The organism is Rhodoplanes sp. (assembly GCF_013377085.1).
GTDB lineage: Bacteria > Pseudomonadota > Alphaproteobacteria > Rhizobiales > Xanthobacteraceae > Rhodoplanes.
In genome coordinates this window covers 86574-109443 of the sequence record NZ_JACAAX010000002.1, presented here as the reverse complement: position 1 = coordinate 109443, position 22870 = coordinate 86574, and the positions used below count along the sequence as shown (strand labels likewise).

General features: G+C 69.4%; 17 protein-coding genes. 9 read left to right on the top strand and 8 right to left on the bottom strand.

Features of this window, described 5'->3' with window-relative positions:
* Positions 1 to 122 precede the first annotated feature (122 nt).
* From HXX10_RS02420 to HXX10_RS02390, 7 genes are all read left to right on the top strand, one after another.
* Complete coding sequence (locus HXX10_RS02420) at positions 123 to 3077, top strand: 2-oxoglutarate dehydrogenase E1 component (protein ID WP_296519851.1); 2955 nt, start codon at positions 123 to 125, stop codon at positions 3075 to 3077.
* Positions 3078 to 3206: 129 nt separating this feature from the next.
* Positions 3207 to 4448, top strand: coding sequence for a 2-oxoglutarate dehydrogenase complex dihydrolipoyllysine-residue succinyltransferase (odhB, locus tag HXX10_RS02415; RefSeq protein ID WP_296519849.1), 1242 nt, complete (start codon positions 3207 to 3209; stop codon positions 4446 to 4448).
* 102 nt (positions 4449 to 4550) lie between these two features.
* Positions 4551 to 4889 carry a hypothetical protein gene (locus HXX10_RS02410; RefSeq protein WP_296519847.1) on the top strand — a complete coding sequence of 113 codons (339 nt, stop codon included), beginning with the start codon at positions 4551 to 4553 and terminating at the stop codon, positions 4887 to 4889.
* A gap of 56 nt (positions 4890 to 4945) precedes the next feature.
* Complete coding sequence (locus HXX10_RS02405) at positions 4946 to 5575, top strand: LysE family transporter (protein WP_296519845.1); 630 nt, start codon at positions 4946 to 4948, stop codon at positions 5573 to 5575.
* 1 nt (position 5576) lies between these two features.
* Positions 5577 to 5984, top strand: a complete 408-nt coding sequence (locus HXX10_RS02400) for an MAPEG family protein (protein ID WP_296519843.1) — start codon at positions 5577 to 5579, stop codon at positions 5982 to 5984.
* Positions 5985 to 6008: 24 nt separating this feature from the next.
* Positions 6009 to 7409, top strand: coding sequence for a dihydrolipoyl dehydrogenase (lpdA, locus tag HXX10_RS02395; protein WP_296519841.1), 1401 nt, complete (start codon positions 6009 to 6011; stop codon positions 7407 to 7409).
* 228 nt (positions 7410 to 7637) lie between these two features.
* A complete protein-coding gene (locus HXX10_RS02390) occupies positions 7638 to 8240 on the top strand; it encodes a hypothetical protein (RefSeq protein ID WP_296519840.1) in 603 nt (200 codons plus the stop codon).
* Between the two features lie 36 nt (positions 8241 to 8276).
* On the opposite strand, the gene HXX10_RS02385 is transcribed toward HXX10_RS02390, so the two are convergent.
* From HXX10_RS02385 to HXX10_RS02370, 4 genes are all read right to left on the bottom strand, one after another.
* The gene (locus tag HXX10_RS02385) at positions 8277 to 8870 is read right to left on the bottom strand and encodes a DUF4337 domain-containing protein (protein WP_296519838.1); all 594 of its coding nucleotides are present in this window, start codon (positions 8868 to 8870) and stop codon (positions 8277 to 8279) included.
* Between the two features lie 129 nt (positions 8871 to 8999).
* Positions 9000 to 10295, bottom strand: a complete 1296-nt coding sequence (locus HXX10_RS02380) for a RuBisCO large subunit C-terminal-like domain-containing protein (protein WP_296519836.1) — start codon at positions 10293 to 10295, stop codon at positions 9000 to 9002.
* A gap of 4 nt (positions 10296 to 10299) precedes the next feature.
* A complete protein-coding gene (locus tag HXX10_RS02375) occupies positions 10300 to 10728 on the bottom strand; it encodes a secondary thiamine-phosphate synthase enzyme YjbQ (protein ID WP_296519834.1) in 429 nt (142 codons plus the stop codon).
* Positions 10729 to 10821: 93 nt separating this feature from the next.
* On the bottom strand, positions 10822 to 11793 hold the full coding sequence (locus HXX10_RS02370) for a tyrosine recombinase XerC (RefSeq protein WP_296519832.1): 972 nt from the start codon (positions 11791 to 11793) through the stop codon (positions 10822 to 10824).
* Between the two features lie 272 nt (positions 11794 to 12065).
* Here HXX10_RS02370 and HXX10_RS02365 point away from each other — a divergent pair, with 272 nt between their 5' ends.
* Entirely contained in the window at positions 12066 to 14237 is a 2172-nt protein-coding gene (locus HXX10_RS02365; RefSeq protein ID WP_296519830.1) for a primosomal protein N', read from the top strand.
* A 305-nt stretch (positions 14238 to 14542) separates the two neighbouring features.
* Here HXX10_RS02365 and HXX10_RS02360 read toward each other — a convergent pair whose 3' ends face one another.
* From HXX10_RS02360 to HXX10_RS02345, 4 genes are all read right to left on the bottom strand, one after another.
* Positions 14543 to 16369: a cisplatin damage response ATP-dependent DNA ligase gene (locus tag HXX10_RS02360; RefSeq protein ID WP_296519827.1), complete on the bottom strand. Its 1827-nt coding sequence runs from the start codon at positions 16367 to 16369 to the stop codon at positions 14543 to 14545.
* On the bottom strand, positions 16366 to 17445 hold the full coding sequence (locus HXX10_RS02355) for a ligase-associated DNA damage response exonuclease (RefSeq protein WP_296519825.1): 1080 nt from the start codon (positions 17443 to 17445) through the stop codon (positions 16366 to 16368). Before HXX10_RS02355 ends, HXX10_RS02360 begins: the two co-directional genes overlap by 4 nt.
* A gap of 189 nt (positions 17446 to 17634) precedes the next feature.
* Positions 17635 to 18732: a quinone-dependent dihydroorotate dehydrogenase gene (locus tag HXX10_RS02350; protein ID WP_296519824.1), complete on the bottom strand. Its 1098-nt coding sequence runs from the start codon at positions 18730 to 18732 to the stop codon at positions 17635 to 17637.
* Between the two features lie 84 nt (positions 18733 to 18816).
* A complete protein-coding gene (locus HXX10_RS02345; RefSeq protein WP_296519822.1) occupies positions 18817 to 20172 on the bottom strand; it encodes a tetratricopeptide repeat protein in 1356 nt (451 codons plus the stop codon).
* A 96-nt stretch (positions 20173 to 20268) separates the two neighbouring features.
* On the opposite strand from HXX10_RS02345, the gene HXX10_RS02340 reads away from it, so the two are divergent.
* Positions 20269 to 22866 carry a ligase-associated DNA damage response DEXH box helicase gene (locus tag HXX10_RS02340; protein WP_296519820.1) on the top strand — a complete coding sequence of 866 codons (2598 nt, stop codon included), beginning with the start codon at positions 20269 to 20271 and terminating at the stop codon, positions 22864 to 22866.
* Positions 22867 to 22870 lie beyond the last annotated feature (4 nt).

Genomic DNA, 22870 nt, shown 5'->3' with positions numbered 1-22870 from the left:
ATGAAATGATTGTGGCGGCGCGGCAAGACGCCTAAATAGAGCGTCCGGCCGCGGTGGTTCACGGGCCGGCCGGCTCGCTCCCGCTCCCCCCAGGGGCCCTGCCCCGCGATCAGGACTCGTTCATGTCCCGCCAAGACGCGAACGCTCAATTCGCCCTCACGTCGTTTCTCAATGGTGGCAACGCCGCCTATATCGAGGACCTCTACGCCCGCTACGAGGCCGACCCCAAAGCCGTCGACACCGAGTGGCGGGTGTTCTTCCAGGGTCTCAAGGACAGCCCGACCGACGTGGCGCGCTCCTCGCGCGGCGCCTCCTGGAAGGAGGCGCACTGGCCGGTCGTCGAGGAGGGGCCGATCCGGATCTTCGACACCGAGGTCGAGGAGGCGGCGACCCGGTTGCACGACCGGTTCTCGGCCAAGGCGAACCAGTTCGGCGTCGACCTCTCGGTCGCCGATGTCCAGCAGGCGACACGCGACAGCTTGCACGCCCTGATGCTGATCCGCGCCTACCGGATGCGCGGCCATCTGCATGCCGATCTCGATCCGCTCGGCCTCGAGTCGATCAAGGACCACGAGGAGCTCGATCCCAGGAGCTACGGCTTCGGCCCGGCCGACTTCGACCGCCGCATCTTCCTCGACCGCGTCCTCGGGCTCGAGTTCGGCACGCTGCGCCAGATCATCGCGATCCTGAAGCGCACCTACTGCCAGACGCTCGGCGTCGAGTTCATGCACATCACCGACCCGGCCCAGAAGGCTTGGCTGCAGGAGCGCATCGAGGGGCCCGACAAGGAGATCCACTTCACCCGCGAGGGCAAGCGCGCGATCCTCAACAAGCTGGTCGAGTCCGAGGGCTTCGAGAAGTTCTGCGACGTCAAGTTCACCGGCACCAAGCGGTTCGGCCTCGACGGCAGCGAATCGATGATCCCGGCGCTCGAGCAGATCATCAAGCGTGGCGGCGCGCTCGGCGTGAAGGAGATCGCCATCGGCATGGCGCATCGCGGCCGGCTCAACGTGCTGGCCCAGGTGATGGCGAAGCCGCACCGCGCCATCTTCCACGAGTTCAAGGGCGGCTCGTTCACGCCCGACGAGGTGGAGGGCTCGGGCGACGTCAAGTATCACCTCGGCGCCTCCTCCGACCGCGAGTTCGACGGCAACAACGTGCATCTGTCGCTGACCGCCAACCCGTCGCATCTCGAGATCGTCAACCCGGTGGTGCTCGGCAAGACCCGCGCCAAGCAGGACCAGCACGGCTGCACCACCGAGGACCGCACCGTCGTCATGCCGCTGTTGATTTCCGGCGACGCCTCGTTCGCGGGGCAGGGCGTGGTGGCGGAGTGCTTCGGCCTGTCGGGCCTGCGCGGCCACCGCACCGGCGGCTCGATCCACTTCATCGTCAACAATCAGATCGGCTTCACCACCTATCCGCGCTACTCGCGCTCGTCGCCCTATCCGTCCGACACGGCCAAGATGATCGAGGCGCCGATCTTCCACGCCAACGGCGACGATCCGGAGTCGGTGGTGTTCGCCGCCAAGGTGGCGACCGAGTTCCGGCAGAAGTTCCAGAAGCCGGTCGTCATCGACATGTTCTGCTACCGGCGCTACGGGCACAACGAGGGCGACGAGCCGTCGTTCACCCAGCCGCTGATGTACAAGAAGATCCGCTCGCACGAGTCGACGCTGGAGATCTACTCGAAGAAGCTGTTCGCCGAGGGCATCGTCACCGACGGCGAGGTCGAGAAGATGAGGGCCGACTGGCGGGCCCGGCTCGATGCCGAGTTCGACGCCAGCCACGGCTACAAGGCCAACAAGGCCGACTGGCTGGACGGCCGCTGGGCCGGCATGAAGGTGGCCTCGCCGAGCGACGATCCCCGGCGCGGCAACACCGGCGTGCCGATCGAGCAGCTCCGCGACATCGGCGAGAAGATCACCTCGGTGCCGCAGGGCTTCCAGGTCCACCGCACCATCCAGCGCTTCCTCGACGGCCGCCGCAAGGCGATCGAGACCGGCGAGGGCATCGACTGGGCGACCGCCGAGGCGCTGTCATTCTGCACCCTGCTGAGCGATGGCCATCCGGTCCGCCTGTCCGGTCAGGATTCCGAGCGCGGCACCTTCTCGCAGCGCCACGCGGTGCTGATCGACCAGGAGACCGAGAACCGCCACACGCCCTACAACTACGTGAAACCCGGCCAGTCCCGCTTCGAGGTGATCAACTCGATGCTGTCCGAGGAGGCGGTGCTCGGCTTCGAGTACGGCTACTCGCTCGCCGAGCCCAATGCGCTGGTGCTGTGGGAGGCGCAGTTCGGCGACTTCGCCAACGGCGCCCAGGTGGTGTTCGACCAGTTCCTGTCGTCGGGCGAGCGCAAGTGGCTGCGCATGTCGGGTCTGGTCTGCCTGCTGCCGCACGGCTACGAGGGCCAGGGGCCGGAGCACTCCTCGGCCCGCCTCGAGCGCTATCTGCAGATGTGCGCCGAGGACAACATGCAGGTCGCTTACTGCTCGACGCCGGCGAACTACTTCCACATCCTGCGCCGCCAGCTCAAGCGCGACTTCCGCAAGCCGCTGATCCTGATGACGCCGAAGAGCCTGCTGCGCCACAAGCGGGCGGTGTCGCGGCTGGAGGACATGGCGGCCGGCACGTCGTTCCACCGGCTGCTGCCGGACGACGCCGAAGCGCGTCACGGCGACCACATGCGGCTTTCGCCCGACCGCAAGATCCGCCGCATCGTGCTGTGCACCGGCAAGGTCTATTACGACCTCTACGAGGAGCGCGAGAAGCGCGGCGTCGACGACGTCTATCTGCTGCGGGTCGAGCAGCTCTATCCGTTCCCGACCAAGGCCTTGCTGGCCCGCCTCGCCCGCTTCAAGAACGCCGAGGTGGTGTGGTGCCAGGAAGAGCCGCGCAACATGGGGTCGTGGAGCTTCGTCGAGCCCTATCTCGAATGGGCGATGAACCAGGTCGGCGGCGAGTTCCGGCGGCCGCGCTATGTCGGGCGCCCGCCCTCCGCCGCAACCGCGACCGGCCTGATGTCGAAACACCTGGCGCAGCTCAAGGCGTTCCTGGACGACGCCCTGGGCTGAGCGCCATGGCTCTTGCTTCGTACCGCAGCGTCATGGCCGGACCCGTGCCCGGCCACTCCCGCCCCCCGACCGAACCCCGATCCGCGCCGTCCCTTCTGGTTCGCCGCCTGATCCGCTTGGACAAAGACGATGGTTGACATCCGCGTGCCCACGCTGGGCGAATCCGTGACCGAGGCCACGATCGGCCGCTGGTTCAAGAAGGCGGGCGACCCCGTCACCGTCGACGAGCCGCTGGTCGAGCTCGAGACCGACAAGGTGACCATCGAGGTGCCGGCACCCGCCGCCGGGGTGCTGTCCGAAATCGTCGCCGCGGACGGACAGACGGTCGCGGTCGGCGCCCTGCTCGGCCAGATCGCCGAGGGCGCCGGTGGGGCAGCACCGGCCCCGAAGGCTGAAAAGCCCGCCGCCAAGCCTGCCGCACCGCCTGCGGCACCTGCGCCCGCGCCGGCCCCGCCGACCAAGGCCAGCGCGGCGCTCGCGCCGTCGGTGCGCCGCATCGAGGCCGAGAGCGGCGTCGTCGCCGCCGGTGTCGAGGGCTCCGGCAAGGACGGCCGGGTGACCAAAGGCGACATGCTGGCCGCCATCGAGCGCGTCGCCGCGGCGCCGCCCCCGGTGTCGCAGGTCGCCGCCGCCGCCGTGCAGGTGCGCGCCCCCTCGCCCGCCGACGATGCCGCGCGCGAGGAGCGCGTGCGCATGACCAAGCTGCGCCAGACCATCGCGCGGCGTCTCAAGGACGCGCAGAACAACGCCGCCATGCTGACGACCTTCAACGAGGTCGACATGAGCGCCGTGATCGCGATGCGCAACCAGTACAAGGAGCTGTTCGAGAAGAAGCACCGCGTGAAGCTCGGCTTCATGGGCTTCTTCACCCGCGCCTGCGTGCAGGCGCTGCGCGAGGTGCCGGCCGTCAATGCCGAGATCGACGGCGTCGACATGATCTACAAGAACTATTATCACATCGGCGTCGCCGTCGGCACCGAGCGCGGCCTCGTCGTGCCGGTGGTGCGCGACTGCCAGAGCAAGACGCTCGCCGAGATCGAGAAGACGATCGCCGATTTCGGCCGCCGGGCCCGCGACGGCCAGCTCAAGATCGACGAGATGCAGGGCGGCACCTTCACGATCTCCAACGGCGGCGTCTACGGCTCGCTGATGTCGACCCCGATCCTCAACGCGCCGCAGTCCGGCATTCTGGGCATGCACAAGACCCAGGAGCGGCCCGTCGTGGTCGCCGGCAAGATCGAGATCCGGCCGATGATGTATCTGGCGCTCTCCTACGACCACCGCGTCGTCGACGGCAAGGAAGCCGTGACGTTCCTGGTCCGCGTCAAGGAGTGCCTGGAGGATCCGGCCCGGCTCGTGCTCGATCTGTGATCGCCGCGTGTCGGTGTCGGTTCTGCACGCACCGGTCGCGCAGCCGCGGCGATTCGTGATATACGATCGCAGTGGTGAGGCACAGGTTCGAAGGGCTCGGCCATGACCGACAACGTCGACTTGCGTTTTCTCGGCGAGCAGATCCGGCAGATGCAGTCCGACCTCCGCCAGGTGCGCTCGGACCAGCTCCGGGTCGAAAGCGAGCAGGTCCAGATGCAGGATCGGCTCGCCCGGGTGGAAGCCAAGGTCGATTCGTTGGACGGTAAGGTCGATTCGCTGGACGGCCGGGTCGAACGTTTGGAGGACAAGGTCGATCACCTCGAAACCAAGGTCGACAACGGCTTCCGGGCCGTCGATGCGCGGTTCGACCAGGTATTCCAAACGCTGGCCACCAACACGCAGGTCATTCTCGAAGCAATCAAGGCCAGACCGGACCGCTGAGCCGGCCCCGGGCTTGCCGGCATCGGGCGCCGGACAGCGACGCCCAAGAGCATGGAATGTCCCACACGGCCGAATTCCTCTCCCTGATGACGGTGTTCCTGGTCGCGGCGGTGACACCCGGCGCCGACTTCGCCTGCGTGATGCGCGAGAGCGTCGCGCATGGGCGCCGCGCCGGCCTCGCGGCCGCGATCGGCGTCGGCTCGGCGATCCTGGTTCACGTCGGCTACACGGTGCTGGGCATCGGCCTGATCGTCGCCCATTCGATCGTCGTCTTCACGATCGTCAAATGGGCCGGCGCCGCCTATCTGGTCTGGCTCGGGGTGAAGAGTTTTCGCGCACCCGCGCCCGTGCTGCCGGATCCGGGCGCGACAGATCCGGCGGCGCGTCCGCTGCATCGCTCGCTGGCGATCGGCGCGTTGACCAATCTGCTCAATCCCAAGGCGACGCTGTTCTTCGTCTCGCTGTTCTCCACCATCGTGTCGCCGTCGACGCCGCTGATGCTGCAGCTCGGCTACGGCCTCGCGATGGCGCTGGTTCTGGCCGGCTGGTTTTCGATCGTCGCGCTGTTCCTCACCACCGGGACGGCGCGCGCCGCCTTCGCACGGGTTGGCCGCTGGTTCAACCGCGCGACCGGCCTGATGCTGATCGCGCTCGGCGTTCGCGTCGCCCTGCAACGGAGCCACTGATTTGACCGCACCCCCCGTTCCGACCGAGCTGCTTCTCCTCGCTGCCAGCGTCGTGCTGCTGGTCGTGCAGATCTTCGTGCAGTCCGGCACCATGACCAAGGAGCTCGGCGGCGACTGGAATGCCGGTCCGCGTGACGACGGTCGCAAGCCGACCGGCGTGCTCGCCGGCCGCGCCGAGCGGGCGCTGAAGAATTATCTCGAGACCTATCCGGCCTTCGTGGCTCTGGCACTGGCGCTCGCCGTCACGGGCCGCACCGGCGGGCTCGGGCTCGTCGGCGCGCATCTGTGGTTCTGGGCGCGCGTCGTCTATGTGCCGCTCTATCTCGCCGGCGTGCCGAAGGTGCGCTCCGTCGCTTGGCTCGCCGCGCTCGTCGGGCTCGGCCTGATGCTCGCGGCCCTCGTCTTCTGATCCATCCCCGAACGGAACCTCACGATGTCCACTTATGATCTCGTCGTCATCGGCACCGGCCCCGGCGGCTATGTCTGCGCCATTCGGGCCGCCCAGCTCGGCCTCAAGACGGCCGTCGTCGAGAAGCGCAAGACGCTCGGCGGCACCTGCCTCAACATCGGCTGCATTCCGTCGAAGGCGCTGCTGCACGCCTCCGAGCTGTTCGACGAGGCCGGCCACGCCTTCGAGGGCATGGGCATCAGGGTCGGCAAGCCGAAGCTCGACCTCGCCGCCATGATGGCGTTCAAGGACGACGGCGTCGACGGCAACGTCAAGGGCGTCGAGTTCCTGATGAAGAAGAACAAGATCGACGTGCATGTCGGCACCGGCCGTATCGCGGCGCCCGGCAAGATCGAGGTGACGGGCGAGGGGGGTACCACCACGCTCGACACCAAGGCGATCGTGATCGCCACCGGCTCCGATGTCGCGCCGCTCAAGGGCGTCACCATCGACGAGACCCGCATCGTCTCGTCGACCGGCGCGCTCGCGCTGCCCAAGGTGCCGAAGAAGCTTCTGGTGGTCGGCGCCGGCGTGATCGGGCTGGAGCTCGGCTCGGTGTGGCGCCGCCTCGGCGCCGAGGTCGAGGTGGTCGAGTTTCTGGACCGCATCGTGCCCGGCATCGATCTCGACGTCGCCAAGCAGTTCCAGCGCATCCTGCAGAAGCAGGGCTTCGCCTTCCGCCTCTCTACCAAGGTGACGGGCATCGACTCGTCGGGCGCGCGCCTGGTCGCTGCCGTCGAGCCGGCGGCCGGCGGCGAGCCGGCCACGATCGATTGCGATGTGGCGCTGATCGCCATCGGCCGCGTGCCCTACACGGAGGGGCTCGGTTTGGAGGGCGTCGGTATCGCTTTGGACCCGCGCGGCCGCGTGGTCACGGACGCGCATTTCGCCACCAACGTGCCGGGCATCTACGCCATCGGCGACGTCATCGCCGGGCCGATGCTGGCCCACAAGGCCGAGGACGAGGGCGTCGCGGTCGCCGAGATCCTCGCGGGAAAAGCCGGCCACGTGAACTACGACGTGATTCCGGGCGTCGTCTACACGGCGCCGGAGCTCGCCACGGTCGGCAAGACCGAGGAGGAGCTGAAGGCCGCCGGCATCGCCTACAATGTCGGGAAATTCCCGTTCACGGCGAACGGCCGCGCCAAGGTGAACCGGCAGACCGACGGCTTCGTGAAGATCCTCGCCGATGCCAAGACCGACCGCGTGCTCGGTGTCCACATCCTCGGCGCCGATGCCGGCACCATGATCGCCGAGGCCGCCGTGGCGATGGAGTTCGGCGCCTCGTCGGAAGACATCGCCCGCACCTGCCACGCCCACCCGACGCTCCCCGAGGCCGTCAAGGAAGCCGCGCTGGCGGTGGAGAAGCGCGCGATTCACATGTGAGGGACGCGCCTGACGGGGCGGCACAGCGCCGGCGAATCGTCGTCGTCCGCGCATGCGGACGACCCAGTACGCTCGGCGATGGTGGTGCGGCAAATCCGCGCCGGGGTTACTGGGTGCTCCGCCTTCGCGGAGCACGACGATGGAGAGGCTGAACCGCGGCCGGTTCGGATGGCGCCTCAGGCATGCCCCTGGTGTGAACCGGCCCGGCGCCCCCATATACTCACCACTATGCGCCGCTTCGCCCGCCCGTTCTGGATCCTGCTCGCCATCCTCTTCTTGTTCGAGGCATGGCTGTGGGAGCATGTGCGGCCGCTGGTCGCCCGGGTGGTCGCCTGGATCGCCTGGCCGGCGCTGCGGGCAAAGCTCGCCGCCGCCATCGCGGCGTTGCCGCCCTATCCGACCCTGCTGGTGTTCCTGGTCCCGGTCGTGCTGCTGCTGCCGCTGAAGTTCCTCGGCCTGTGGATGTTTTCGCACGGCCATTGGGTCGGTGGCGTCGCCGTGCTCGGCTTTGCCAAGGTGATGGGCGTCGGTGTCAGCGCCTTCATCTTCGACCTCACCCGGCCGAAGCTGCTGCAGTTGTCCTGGTTCCGCCGCCTCTACGACTTGGTGATGCGCGGCCTCGCCTGGGCGCACGGTCTCGTCGACCCCTACAAGGCCGAGGTGCGGGCCTGGATCGCCGAGAACGTCGCGCCGCTGAGGCGCCGCCTGCGCCGGCTCGCCTGGTTCATGGGACCCGGCCGGCGCGGCCGCTTTTTTCGCCATGTGAGACGGTTGCGCCGCAGCGTGCAGCGCCGCCCCGGGCCGCGGCCCCAGCCCGCCGCGGCGGAGTGAACCGGCATTCAGGTGCCTGGCGCCTGCCAGCCGTCCTCAGACGATATGCACGGCGTGCGGCGCGAACAGGCCGATGCCCATGAACACGATGCCGAGCACGCCGACGCCGCCGGCCACGAAGGCCAGCGCCATCATGCCGGTGATCACGGCGGCCGAGCACAGCACGATGCCGATCTGGAACGCCGCCGACGCGACCTCGTAGTGGTGATAGCGGGCGAGCGCGGTATCGCGCTCGTGCTCGAGATGCTCGGCATGCGCCCGCAGCTCCTTGCGGCCGTCGCCTTCCTTGGGGTCGGATTCGTAACGCGCCACCGTCGCCTTCCAGGCGTCGACCTGCTTCTGCACCGCGACCTTCGCCTCCTCGTTGGGGGCGGTCGCGACTTGCAGCGTCAGGGCCTCGGCGGCGGCCCGGATCGCGGTCTGCCGCACCGTCTTGGCCTGGAAGAAGTTCCAGGTGTCGCTGGCCTTGATGTTGAGGCTGATGGACTCGGTCTGGGCGCTCTTGCCGAGCGTCTCGGAGAACGCCAGGAACAGCGCGATCACGGCGATCAGCAGCGCGATCTGCTTGTTGTGCCCGGCGGCGTGCTCGGCGTTCTCGTGGGTCTCCAGACTCTCGTGCGGCCCGCCCATGCTGTCTCCCCCGCTGGGTTGAATGGTCGTCCCGCAGCCATGTAGCGGGCCACCGGCAATGCGCAAGGGGACTTTCGGACACAGGGGCAGGTCACAGACCGGACATAAAGGTCCGGCGCCCCCGCCCGTTCAGCGTCCGCCGAAGGTCGCGAGCGCGGCGGCGAGCTCCGGATGGCTCTCCGCATCGCCGGCGACCGAGCGGCCCGCCGCGATGGCGTCCCAGGCCTGGCGGATGCTCTTGGCACCCCCGGCCGGCCCCATCGGATGGCCGAACACGCCGCGGCCCGGCACGAAGCCGAAGTCGACGCTGCCGACCTTCCGATAAACCCCCTCCAGCGTCGCGGCCGAGTCGCTGCCGCCCGGCACCGGCAGGCACGGCGCGATCGGCCCCATCGGCTCGAGGCAGGCGCGCACGCAGTCCAGCACCTCGCGCTCCGGCGTGAACATGCGCGGGCCGAAGCCCGGCATGATCACCACGTCGAAGCCGGCGAGCCGCTGCAGCCGGGTCAGCACCCGCGAATGGATGCCGTAGCCGGCGAGCCGGCTGAAGGCGGCGATGAACGGGAAATGGGCGATCAGCGGCACGGTGGCGTGCTTGCGCAGCATCCGGGCGGCGGAGAGGCCGACCGGCATCGCATTGACCAGCAGCGCGCCGGCGCCGTTCTCGACGGCGAGATCGTGCAACTCGACCAGCCGGTCGACCTCGTCGGTGATGTTGGCCAGATAGATCTTCGGCACCCCGGTCTCGCGCTCGGCCCGGCGGCAGGCCTCGCCCAGCGCGGCGGCGCGCTCGGCCAGCGGGCACCACGGGATGTCGGCCAGCATCTCGTCGTCCTTGGCGATGTCGAGCCCGCCGAGCCAGCTCTGGTAGCCGAGCTCGGCGAAGGGCGCGGCCGGCAGCCCGATATTCGGCTTGATGACGCCGAAGAAGATCGGCCGGTCGAAGGCCTGCAGGCGCCGGCGCAGTCCGGCGACACCGAACTGCGGACCCTGGAAGGCAGCGAGATACACGTCCGGGAAGCGGATGTCCTGCAGCCGGATCAGTGGAATGCCGGGGGCGAAGAACGCCCCCTCGCCGCACACGGCCGACAGGAGATTGGGAATCCGCGGGCCGAAATTGCCGTGCGGATGCGCGATGGTGACGCGGCAGGCATGAACCGACTTGTCCGGAACGCCGTCGACCGGAATGCTGAATTTTTCTCGCGGCGTCGCGTCGAGATCCAAGACCTTGGCGGCGAAGCGCGGCCGAAAATCCTCGTCGACGCCGACGCGGCGCCACTGCGCCGTCGACTGCTCGCTGCACAGATGCGCGGCCGCCTCGCGCGGATCGCCCGTGCACTCGAAGTCGAAGTCGAGCTCGACATAGTCGTCGAGGTTCAGATTCTTGCGCGCGGCGAAGAAGCCTGCGATGTCGTCCGGAGTCATCGGATCAGTCGGTTCCCAAGAGCTGCAGCTCGAGGGCGCGGCGCTCGCGCGGGCCGTCGAGCTCGATGAAGAAGATCGACTGCCAGCCGCCCAGCACCAGCGCGCCGTCGGCGACCGGAAGCGTCTCGGAGGCGTTGATGAACAGGCCGATGAGGTGCGAATGCGCGTTGTCGCGGCCGTCGACCGTGTTCAGATTGTGCAGCCAGTCGCCGTCGCGCGGCACCATGCGCTTGAGATACGTCACCATGTCGCGCTGGAGCTGCGCCTCGCGCTCGTTGACGTTGACGCGCGCCGTGGTGTGCAGCGACATCACGGTCACGAGGCCGTTCCGGATCCCGCTCCCCGCGACCCACTCCCGGATTTCTTCGGTGACGTCGATGATCTCGATGGGCTCGACGGTCGCGAGCTCCAGCCGGTGCCTGGCAATCTTCATGGATGAAAATCCGAAGCGACCCGGGCGCAATCCCGGGCCGACGGGCGGACGTTATCGCGCGCGCCGCGTCCGCGCAAACGCCCGGCGCGGCCCCTATCGCCGCGGATGGGCGGCGCGATACACCTCGAGCAGGCGCTCGCTGTCGATGCCGGTGTAGATCTGGGTGGTCGACAACGAGGCGTGGCCCAACAGCTCCTGGATGGCGCGCAGATCGCCGCCCCGCATCAAGAGGTGGGTGGCGAAGGAGTGGCGCAGCGCATGCGGCGTGGCGCTGTCGGCGAGGCCCAGCGCGCCGCGCAGCCGCTCCATCACGAGCTGGATGATGCGCGGCGACAGCGGTCCGCCCTTGGCGCCGACGAACAGCGGCCCGAGATCCGGCAGGTCGTAGGGGCACAGCGCCACATAGTCGGCGACCGCCTGCAGCACGCTGCGCAGCACCGGCACCATGCGGCGCTTGTTGCCCTTGCCCGTGACCACGATGACGTCGCCGGCCCCCGGCGCCGGCACGTCGCGGCGCTTCAGCCCCAGCGCCTCGGAGATGCGCAGGCCCGAACCGTACAGGAGCGACAGCACGGCGGCGTCGCGGGCCAGCACCCACGGCTCGCGGTCCTCGCCGGCGCGCAGATCGACGTCGGCGATTCGTCGCGCGTCGGCGATGGCGAGCGGCTTCGGCAGTGTCTTGGCGACTTTGGGGGCCCGCACGGCGGCGAGGGCGCCGATCTCGGCGAGCCCGTCGCGGGCCAGATAGCGGGCGAAGGAGCGCATGCCGGCCAGCGCCCGCATCAGCGAGCGCCCGGCGATGCCGTCGGCGCGCCGCGCCGCCATGAAGGCGCGGATGTCGGCCGTGGTGAGCTTGCCGAGGGCCGAAAGGCTCACCCGGCCGCCCAGATGCTCGGCCAGGAAGGCGAGCACCTGCCGGGCGTCGCGCCCATAGGCCTCGACGGTCTTCGGCGACATGCGCCGCTCGGCGCCGAGATGCACGAGCCAGTGCGCCATCGCGGCCGAGACCTCCGGCGCCGCGAAGGGCAGGTCGATCTCCGGTTGCGTCGCTGACCTCGGCTTCATCCCCGGCTCCGATCGTCCATGCTACATGATCGCCGATTCGTCGTAGATGGCGCTTCTTTACCCTCCCCTGGAGGGGGAGGGTCGGGGCGCGCGACAGCGCGCACCGGGGTGGGGTGAAGCCCCGAACGCCGGCTTCGCCGATCACCCCCACCCGACCGACCTGCGGTCGGTCGACCTCCCCCCTCCAGGGGGAGGTGGCTCGACGCGACCGCCACGACCATAATCGAGGTCGATCGTTCACCGCTCGTTAACTGCTCGGAATTGTTCGCCTCATGGCCCGACGCATCGTCGACGTGCTGGTTCCCCTCGCGCTCGACCAGCCCTACTCCTACGCGGCCGCCGACCTTGTCGTGGCGCCCGGCGACCTCGTGCGGGTGCCGCTGGGGACGCGCGAATGCACCGGCGTGGTGTGGGGCGACAACGCCAGCCCCGATCCGCGCCTCGACAACCGCATCAAGGACATTGCCGAAAAGCTCGACTTTCCACCCTTGCGCGACGAATTGCGAAAGCTGGTCGACTGGGTCGCCGCCTACACGCTGTCGCCGCGCGGCATGGTCTTACGCATGACTCTGAGAATGGGGGAGGGGCTCGGCCCGCAGCGCGAGCGCGTCGGTGTGCGGCTCGCCGGCCCGCCGCCCGAGCGCATGACCCCGGCCCGCGCCCGCGTGCTGGCGCTCCTCGCCGACCGCCTGGTGCGGGCCAAGGGCGAGGCCGCCAAGGAGGCCGGCGTGTCGCCCGGCGTGGTCGACGGGCTGATCGACGAGGGCACGCTCGAGACCGTGGTGCTGCCGCCCGAGCCGGTGGCGCGCGAGCCGGACCCGGACTTTTTCCGGCCCGATCTCTCGGCTGCGCAGGAGGCCGCCGCCGCCGCGCTGCGCGATGCCGTGCGGGCCGGCGGCTACTCGGCCATGCTGCTGGACGGCGTCACCGGCTCGGGCAAGACCGAGGTTTATTACGAGGGCGTTGCCGAGGCGATCCGGCTGCAACGCCAGGTCCTCATTCTGATGCCCGAGATCGCCCTGACGGCGCAGTCGCTCGATCGTTTTTCCGCGCGCTTCGGCGTCAGGCCCGCCGAGTGGCATTCGGAGATTTCGCCACGAAAGCGCGCCCGCATCTGGCAGGGCGTCGCCGAGGGCGAGGTGAGGGTGGTGGCCGGCGCCCGTTCGGCGCTGTTCCTGCCGTTCAAGGATCTCGGCCTGATCGTCGTCGACGAGGAGCACGACCCCGCCTACAAGCAGGAGGACGGGGTGCGCTACCACGCCCGCGACATGGCGGTGGTGCGGGCCCATATCGGCAAGCTGCCGATCGTGCTGGCCTCGGCGACGCCCTCGGTCGAGACCGAGGTGAACGCCCGAAAAGGCCGCTACCGCCGGCTGTCGCTGCCGCAGCGTTTCGGCGGCCAGGCGCTGCCGGCCGTCGAGGCGATCGACCTCTCCCGCGAAGGCCCGCCGCGCGGCCGCTGGATCGCGCCGCGGCTGGCCGAGGCGGTCGGGATCGCCATCGAGCGCAAGCAGCAGGCGCTGCTGTTCCTCAACCGCCGCGGTTACGCGCCGCTGACCCTGTGCCGGGCCTGCGGCTATCGCTTCTCCTGCCCGCAATGCGACGCCTGGCTGGTCGACCACCGCTTCCGTCGCCAGCTCGTCTGCCACCACTGCGGATTTTCAACGCCGCATCCGCCGGTGTGCCCGAACTGCGACGCGGCGGACAGTTTCGTGGCCTGCGGTCCGGGTGTCGAGCGACTCGAAGAGGAGGTCGCGACGCTGTTCCCGCAGGCGCGCGTGCTGGTGATGTCGAGTGATCTGCTCACCGGTGTGGAAAAGCTGCGCGAAGAGCTGAAGTCGATCGAGGAGGGCCGGGTCGACATCGTCATCGGCACCCAGCTCGTCGCCAAGGGGCACCACTTCCCGCGCCTCAACCTGGTCGGCATCGTCGACGCCGATCTCGGCCTCGCCAACGGCGATCCGCGCGCCGCCGAACGCACGTTCCAGCTCCTGCATCAGGTGTCGGGGCGCGCCGGCCGCGAGGAGGGGCAGGGGGTCGGGATGATCCAGACCCATCAGCCGGAGCATCCGGTGATGCGCGCCCTGATCGCCGGCGACCGCGAAGCCTTCTACGCGAGCGAGATCGCCGTGCGCGAGCGCCTGCACTATCCGCCGTTCGGCCGGCTCGCCAGCCTGATCGTCTCGGCGTCCGATCGCGCCGCTGCCGAAAGCCATGCGCGAAAACTCGCGGCGCTGGCGCCGCGCGACGAGCAGGTGCGCGTGCTCGGTCCCGCCGAGGCGCCGGTCGCACTCCTGCGCGGCCGCCACCGCTTCCGCCTGCTGATCAAGACGCCGCGAAACTTCGACCTCTCCGGCTGGATGCGCGACTGGCTCGACCGTGCGCCAAAAACCACGGGCGATCTCAAGCGCGAGATCGACATCGATCCGACCAGCTTTTTGTGAGGGTTGTTATAACGGGCTTCGGAAACTCAGACTCGTCATGGCCGGGCTTGACCCGGCCATCCATCAAACTGCGAAAGACACTGTTTTTCTGAAGGATGGATACGCGGGTCAAGCCCGCGTATGACGGATCATTGGTTTTGAGAGCTGGTATCATATCGCCGCGGTCGCTCTGGCTTGCCTATCGTCACGAGCGGAGATCGAGCAAGCTCGGTGTCCGAGGTGGCCACCCTCGCCCTTCGAGGCGCCCGCTGCGCGGGCTCCTCAGGGTGAGGGTGGAACAGAGTTGGTTTGTTTGGTGACGGCCCTCACCCGCCCTTGCGCTTGCCGGTGCGGGCGGCGGCGGGATCGAGGACGCGGCCGCCGGAGGAGGGGGTCTGCTCCGCGGCGTCCAGCATCGCCATCAGGGTGTCGAGGCGGTCGGCCTCGCCGGGCGGCTTGTCGAAGCGCAGGCGGCTGATGCGCGGGAACCGCATCGCGATTCCGGAGCGGTGGCGGGTCGAGCGCTGCAGTCCCTCGAACGCCACCTCGAAGACGAGTCCCTGATCGGCCTCGTGCGTCACCTCGCGCACCGGGCCGAAGCGGTTGACGGTGTTCTGGCGGACGAAGCGGTCGATCTTCAAAAGCTCCTCGTCCGTGAAGCCGAAATAGGCTTTTCCCACCGGCACCAGCTCGTCGCCGGCCTCACCTTTGCGCCACAGGCCGAACGTGTAGTCGGAATAATAGGACGAGCGCTTGCCGTGGCCGCGCTGCGCATACATCAGCACGGCGTCGACGATGAACGGGTCGCGCTTCCATTTCCACCAAAGCCCCTTGGGACGGCCCGGCAGATAGGGCGCGTCGCGGCGCTTGAGCATCACGCCCTCGATCGCCTCGGCGTCCGGGCCGGCACCCACTTGCGCCGGATTGGCCCGCGCATGGGCGAGCCCATCCCAGTCGGCGAACGGGATTTCTCGGGACAGATCGATGCGTGGCTCGCGCAGGCGTTCGATCAGCGCGGCGAGCCGGGCACGTCGCTCGGTGAGCGGCTTGTCCCTCAGGTCTTCGTCGCCCTCGACCAGAAGGTCATACGCGCGAAAATGCGCCGGGAACTCGGCGATCAGCTTTGCCGTGACGGCCTTGCGGTTGAGTCGCTGCTGCAGCACGCTGAACGACTGCACGCGGTTTTCGCGCACGATCAAGAGCTCGCCGTCGATGGCGCCGTCGAAGCGCAAGACCTCGATCAGATCCGGGAACGACGCGGAAATATCCTCGCCGGTGCGCGAGAACAGCCGCGCGACGCGCCGGCCGTCCGGACAGGTGCCGGCTGCGGCCTGCACCCTTATGCCGTCCCACTTCCATTCGGCGATGAAGTCTTTCGGCTCCAGCGTCGAAAAGTCGTCGGCGCCGATCGGGTGCGACAGCATCGGCGGATGGAATCGCGCCGGATCGCCGCTCGCCGGCTTTTCCGCGCGCCCCTCGATCCAGGCGAACAGGTTTTCGTAAGGCGGGACGAGTCCCGGCCACAGAACCTCGATCTCGTCGGGCTCCTTGTCGCCGAGCGCCGCCACCGCGGTCTTGGCCAGCCGCGCCGACACGCCGATGCGCAGACCCCCGGTGACCAGCTTCAACAGCGCCCAGCGGCCGGTCTCGTCGAGCCCGTCCAGCCAATGTGTCAGCTTGCTCGGCAGCTCCGCCTTGCCGAGCGTCTGGAGCGTCGTGATCACGTCGGCCAGGGAGGGTGTGCTTTCTTCACCTCCCCCTGGAGGGGGGAGGTCGGACCGCGAAGCGGTCCGGGAGGGGGTGATCGGCGAAGCCGGCGTTTGCGGCTTCACCCCACCCCACTCGCCTTCGGCGAGTGACCCTCCCCCTCCAGGGGAGGGTGAAGAGGGCCACATCAGCGCCACCGTCTCGGAGAGGTCGCCGACATAATCATAGGACATCTCGAACAGCACCGGGTCGGTGCGCTCGGCGATCAGGGTGCGAATCAGGCCCGGTTTTGCATGCGCGAATGTCAGCGCGCCCGTGAGCGCGGCGAGCGCGAAGCCGCGTTCGGGGTCGGGGACGTTACGGAAGTAGTCGGTCATCTGCCGCAGCTTTGCGGTGCGGCCGGGCTCGTAGGCGAGGCGGTCGAGCAGGGCGGCGAAGCGGTTCATGCGGGCTCGTCCGTCGCGGACCCGTCCGTTGGCGCATCAGGCGCCGCGGCTGCGGTGGCGGCCTCGATGACCTCGACCTCCTCCTCGTCGCCGTAGCCGACCAGATGCAACGGCTTTGCACGCAACCCCTTCGTCCCGCACCAGTGCACCAGCGCCTCCTCGGCGCCGTGCGTCAGCCAGATTTCCGAGGCGCCGGTCGCCGGGATGACGCGCGTCAGCCCGTCCCAGTCGCAATGATCCGACACCACCAGCGGCAGCTCGACGGCGTGCTGGCGGGCGCGCGCCCGGATGCGCATCCAGCCCGAGGCGAAGCAGGAGATCGGATCGGGGAAGCGCCGCGTCCAGCGATCGCCGAGCGCCGAGGGCGGACACAGCACCACGGCGCCCGCGAAGTCGCCCTTGGCGCCGTCGCGCACGGCACGAAGCTCGCCCAGATCCATGCGCGCCGCATAGTAGTGGGTGATCTCCTCCATGGCGCCGTGCAGGAAGATGGGCCGGTCCCAGCCGGCGGCGCGCAACAGCGCGATCAGGCGCTGCGCTTTTCCCAGCGAGTAGGCGCCGACCAGGTGGGTGCGCTCGGGAAACAGCGCGAGCGAGCGCATCAGCTTGGCGATCTCCGCGCCGATGTCACCGTGGCGGAACACCGGCAGGCCGAAGGTCGCCTCGCTGATGAAGACGTCGCACGGCACCAGCTCGAAGTCTTGGCAGGTCGGGTCCGGCACGTCCTTGTAGTCGCCCGAGGCGACGATCACGAGGCCGCCGCGCTCGACCCGGATCTGCGCGGAGCCCAGCACGTGCCCGGCCGGATGGAAGCTCACCGTGGTGCCGCCGATCGAAATCGTCTCGCCGTAGCTCACGGCCTGCGTCGTGCCGGCGAAGCCGTCGCCATAGCGCAGCCGCATCAGGTCGAGGGTTTCGCGGGTCGCCAGCACGGCGCCGTGGCCGGGTTTTGCATGGTCCGAATGCGCATGCGTGATCAGGGCCTTGTCGACCCGCCGCACCGGATCGATGTGGAAGCCCCCGTCGGGACAGCACAGGCCGGCGGGGGTGGGGACGAGCAGGCTTTCCGGACGCATGCCGAGAAGATATGGATTTTGCCTGCGATTGCGAGGGTGGCCGCGTTCCGCTCCATCGCCCGCTCGTCCCCGCGAAAGCGGGGACCCAGGAGTCCCATGAAGAAACTGGATTCCCGCTTGCGCGGGAATGAGCGGAATACGCGGGCCGTTCCTGCCGAAACCGCGATTGTGTCGACCGATATCTGGCTGTCAGACGACGTCGACGCCCACCACCTCGGAGATATGCTTGACGCCGTCGCGGTCCATCAGGTCGAGAAGCCCGCGGGTGATCTGCCGCACCACGCCGGGACCTTCGTAGATCAGCGCCGTCAGCAGCGCGACCAGCGAGGCGCCCTTGCGGATCTTGGCATAGGCGTCCGCGGCCGTGCTCACCCCGCCGGAGGCGAGCAGCACGTAGCGGCTGCGGTCCATGCGGCGGAAGCACTCGACCAGGCAGGTGTCGAGCAGCGCCGCCGCGGGCGGCCCGGAGACGGCGCCCGGCCAGGTCTTCCACACGCTCTCCGGCGTCGTCAGGCCGGCCGGCTTGATGCTCGGCAGGTTGAACATCAGGCCGGAGATCTTCTTGTGCCGTCCGACGATCTCGAGGAGCTGCTCGATCATGGCGACGCCGCCGAGCGGAGATACTTTCAGGAACGACGGCCGCGGCGTGTAAGGCGTCTCGTCGAGCGCCGTCAGCCAGGCGTCGAGGCGCGCCGGGTCGGCGAAAAAGTCGCAGCCGTCCGTGGTGTTCGGACAGCTCAGATTGAACATCAGATAGTCGGCCGCCGGCGCCAGCTTTCGCGCCGCCGTCATGTATTCGGTGATCAGTGCGTCGTCGCCGATCGCCGGGGCGCCGCGGCCGCGGTTGGTGGCGACGATGTTGATGCCGAGCGGCACCGGCAGGCGCTGTCCGGCGAGCCGGTGCGCCACCGCGTCGGCACCCTCGTTCGGCACCCCGTAGGCGACGACCAGCGCGCGATCCTCGGGCAGGCGGAACAGCCGCGGCGGCGGATTGCCGGCGGACGGCTCGGCCGACACCGAGCCGATCTCGACGAAGCCGAAACCGAGGCCGGCCAGCACCGCCACCGCCTCGCCGTTCTTGTCGAAGCCGGCGGAGAGACCGATCGGGGTCGGAAAGGTCAGGCCGCCGACCGTGACGGGGAGACGGGGGTCGTCGACCGCCGACAGCCTGCGCATCAGCGGCGCCGCGAAGGCCGCCCGCGCCCCGAGATCCATCGCGAGATGATGGGCGCGCTCGGGATCGAGCCGGAACAGAGAAGGCCGCAGGAACGTCGCATAGAGGGACATGGCGGGGCCGATCGCGCGATGAAGGGTGCGAGCCTAGCGTGCGCAGGAGCGAACGAGAACGTCGTCCGCGCGCAACGCTGCCGGTCAGCCGGCGCGCGGCCGCCGTCGCAGGCCGACCACCAGTGCGGTGCGGGGCCGGCCGAGCTGGTGCTCGTGGACGGCCTCGTCGAGCAACTCGACCGCGAAGCCGGCCGCTGCCGCGGCGCCCGTGACATAGCCGCGGCCGTGGACGAAGCAGCCGCCCTGCGCCAGCCCGTCGAGGCTGCCGACCGAGAAGCCGTCCGGGTTGCGATCGTCCGGGAACAGCGTCGCGACGAGCACGCCGTTGTCGCGCAGCGCCGCAGCCGCGGCCGCCAGAGCCGGGGCGAGGTCGCCGAAGTGGATCAGGGTCGCGGCGCAGGTGATCGCATCGTACGCGGCCGGCCTCGCCGCCAGGTACTCGATCAGGTCGGCGCGATGGAGCGCATCGTAGATTCCCTTGGCGCGCGCCTGCGCCAGCATCGCGTCGGAGAGATCGACGCCGTCGAGCTTTCGCGCCCGCGGTTTCACCAGCGCGCCGACCAGGCCGGTGCCGCAGCCGGCGTCGGCGATGTCGAGCGGCGCGTCGGGCACGAGCCGGGCCAAGGCCTCGGCGACCAGCGTTGCGCCGCGATAGCCGGTCGGGCCGCTCGCGCCCGCGTCCCAGCGGCCGGCCCGCTCGGCATAGATCGCGGCGTTCTGCCGGTCGGAGATGCGGGCCGGCAGCGGCGCGGCGCCGATCCCGGCGAGCAGCAGGGCGATGCCGTCGTCGGTCGGATCGCGCGCCTGGGCGGCGTCGAAGCAGGCGCGGGCGGCGTCCAGCGCACCGCAGCGGGCGAGCAGCACGCCGAGCAGGCGATGGGGAAAGCCGGGCTCCTCGGCGGCGCGCGCCGCGATCTCGGCGCAGCCGAGCGCCGCCACCGTGTCGCCCCTATCGGCGAGCGCGAGGCCGAGCTGGACATGTGTCTCGGTATGGAACGGCCGCAGCCGCAGCGCCGTGTGCAGATGGGCGATGGCCGCCTCGGTCTCGCCGAGCGTCGTCAGCGTCGAGCCGAGATTGAGATGCGCATCGGCATAGTCCGGCTTGGCGGCGATCGCGGCGCGGTAGTGCGCGATCGCGCCGGTCGTGTCGCCCAGGCGTTTGAGCGCATTGCCGAGATTGTTGTGGACCTCGACCGCCGTCGGGCTCGCCGCGAGCGCCTGGCGCAGATGCCCCGCCGCCTCGTCGATGCGGCCGAGCAGGGTGAGCACATTGGCGAGGTTGTTGTGGGCGATCGCCGAGCGCGGCGCCACCGCCAGCGCCTCGCGGTAGCGCTGGACCGCCTCCTCGAGCCGGCCCTGTGCCTTGAGGGCCGCGGCCGCCGCGCAGATCGCGTCGACATTGCCCTGCTTGGCGCCCGCCCGCCGGTCGCGACGATTCATGGCCCGCCCTTGTTGCCCGGATATCTCCTCCGAGCCGTAGCGGAAAAACGTTTACCGTCTGTTAACCATGATTTCAGGTTTGTCGTGCGGCTTGGAATGGGCGCGCTCGCGCGCTACCACCGGCGGGTGAGCGATCTCCCCCCGGTTCCGCCAACGCCGTCGCCGATCCTGCCGGAGCCCTTCGCCCGCTGGTTCTTTTCGCGCGGCTGGGCGCCGCGCGAGCACCAGCTCGCGCTGCTCGCCGCCGCCCGGGCCGGCCGCTCGGCCCTGCTGATCGCCCCCACCGGTGCCGGCAAGACGCTGGCCGGTTTTTTGCCGACGCTGGTGGAGCTTTTCGAAGGGCGGAGTGGAGCGAAGGGGGACCGGGCCAGGGGGCTCTTCGGGACGTCCGAACGAGCCGGCGGCCTGCACACGCTCTATGTCTCGCCCCTCAAGGCGCTGGCCGTCGACATCGCCCGCAACCTGGAGCGGCCGGTGGCCGAGATGGGGCTGCCGATCCGCATCGAGACCCGCACGGGCGACACACCGCAGAGCCGGCGCGCTCGCCAGCGTCGTGATCCGCCCGATATTCTGCTCACCACGCCCGAGCAGCTCGCGCTGCTGCTCGCCAGCGCCGATGCGCCCTATCTGTTCGGGAGCTTGCGCCGCGTCGTGCTCGACGAGCTGCACGCCCTCGTCACCTCGAAGCGCGGCGACCTGCTGTCGCTCGGCCTGGCCCGGCTGTTCGCGACCGCGCCGAACCTCACCACGGTCGGCCTGTCGGCGACGGTCGCGGATCCGGAGGAGCTGGCGCGCTTTCTGGTGCCGCAGCGCCCGGGCGAGACGTGCGGGGCCGACATCGTGCAGGCCGCGGCCGGCGCGGCGCCGATCGTCGAGATGCTCGACACGGCCGAGCATCTGCCGTGGTCCGGCCATTCGGCTGCGCATGCGCTCGCCGAGATCTACGAGTTGATCGGCCGCCACAAGACCACACTGGTGTTCGTCAACACGCGCAGCCAGGCCGAATTCCTGTTCCAGGCGCTGTGGCGCATCAACGACGACAATCACGCCATCGCGCTCCATCACGGCTCGCTCGACGTCGCCCAGCGCCGCAAGGTCGAGGCGGCGATGGCCGAGGGGCGATTGCGCGCCGTGGTGTGCACCTCGTCGCTCGATCTCGGCATCGACTGGGGCGACGTCGATCTGGTGATCAATGTCGGGGCGCCGAAGGGCGCCTCGCGCCTGATCCAGCGCATCGGCCGCGCCAACCATCGGCTCGACGAGCCGTCGCGCGCCGTGCTGGTGCCGGCCAACCGCTTTGAGGTGCTGGAGTGCCGCGCCGCCGTCGACGCGGTCGCCGAGAACGCGCAGGACACGCCGCCCTTGCGCACCGGCGCGCTCGACGTGCTGGCCCAGCACGTGCTCGGTTGCGCCTGCGGGGCGCCGTTTTTGTCAGACGATCTGTTCGACGAGGTCCGCGCCGCCGCACCTTACGCCGAGCTGACGCGCGAAAACTTTGACGCGACGGTCGATTTCGTCGCCACGGGCGGCTACGCGCTCAAGGCCTACGAGCGCTTCGCCAAGATCCGGAAGGGCCAGGACGGACGCTGGCGCGTCACCCATCCGCGCATCGCCCAGCGTTATCGGCTCAATGTCGGCACCATCGTCGAGGAGCCGATGATCAAGATCAGGCTCGTGCGGGCGCGGGGCGCCGCGACGCGCGGGCCCGCCGGTGCAATCGGCCGTGCGGGAAAACTGCTCGGCGAGGTCGAGGAGTACTTTATCGAGGGCCTGGTGCCGGGGGACACGTTCCTGTTCGCAGGCGAAGTGTTGCGCTACGAGGTGATGGCCGAGGACTCCGCCTATGTGTCGCGCGCGACCGCCGAGGATCCGAAGGTTCCGGTCTATGCGGGGGGAAAATTCCCGCTGTCGACCTATCTGGCTGCGCGCGTGCGCGACATCCTGGCGACACCAACAACGTGGCGGCGGCTTCCCGATCAGGTGCACGATTGGCTGGACCTGCAGCGCCGGCGCTCGCGCCTGCCGAAGCCGGGCGAGCTGTTGGTCGAGACGTTTCCGCGTGCCGACAAGCATTACCTCGTCTGTTATCCGTTCGAGGGCCGGCTGGCGCATCAGACGCTCGGCATGCTGCTGACGCGCCGTCTGGAGCGGGCGCACCAAAGGCCGCTCGGCTTCGTCGCCAACGAGTATGCGCTCGCCGTGTGGGGGCTCGGCGATCTGTCGTTCGCGGTGAAGCGCGGCGCGCTGTCGCTCGACGCGCTGTTCGACCAGGACATGCTGGGCGACGATCTCGAGGCATGGCTCGCCGAATCGGCACTGATGAAACGCACGTTTCGCCAATGCGCCGTGATCGCCGGCCTGATCGAGCGGCGCAGCGGCGGCGAGGAAAAGAGTCGCCGCCAGGTGACGATCTCGACCGACCTGGTCTACGACGTTCTGCGAAAGCATCAGCCCGATCACATGCTGTTGCGCGCCGCCCGGGCCGAGGCGGCGACCGGGCTGCTTGACATCCGGCGGCTCGGTTTGCTGCTGTCGCGGGTGAGGGGGCGAATCGTCCACGAGCCGCTGCCGCGGGTCTCTCCGCTCGCCGTTCCGGTGATGCTGGAGATCGGCCGCGAGCGGGTTGCGGGCGAGGCGTCGGAATCGCTGCTGGCGGAAGCCGAGGCGGATCTGGTTAGGGAGGCGATGGGGTGAAGGC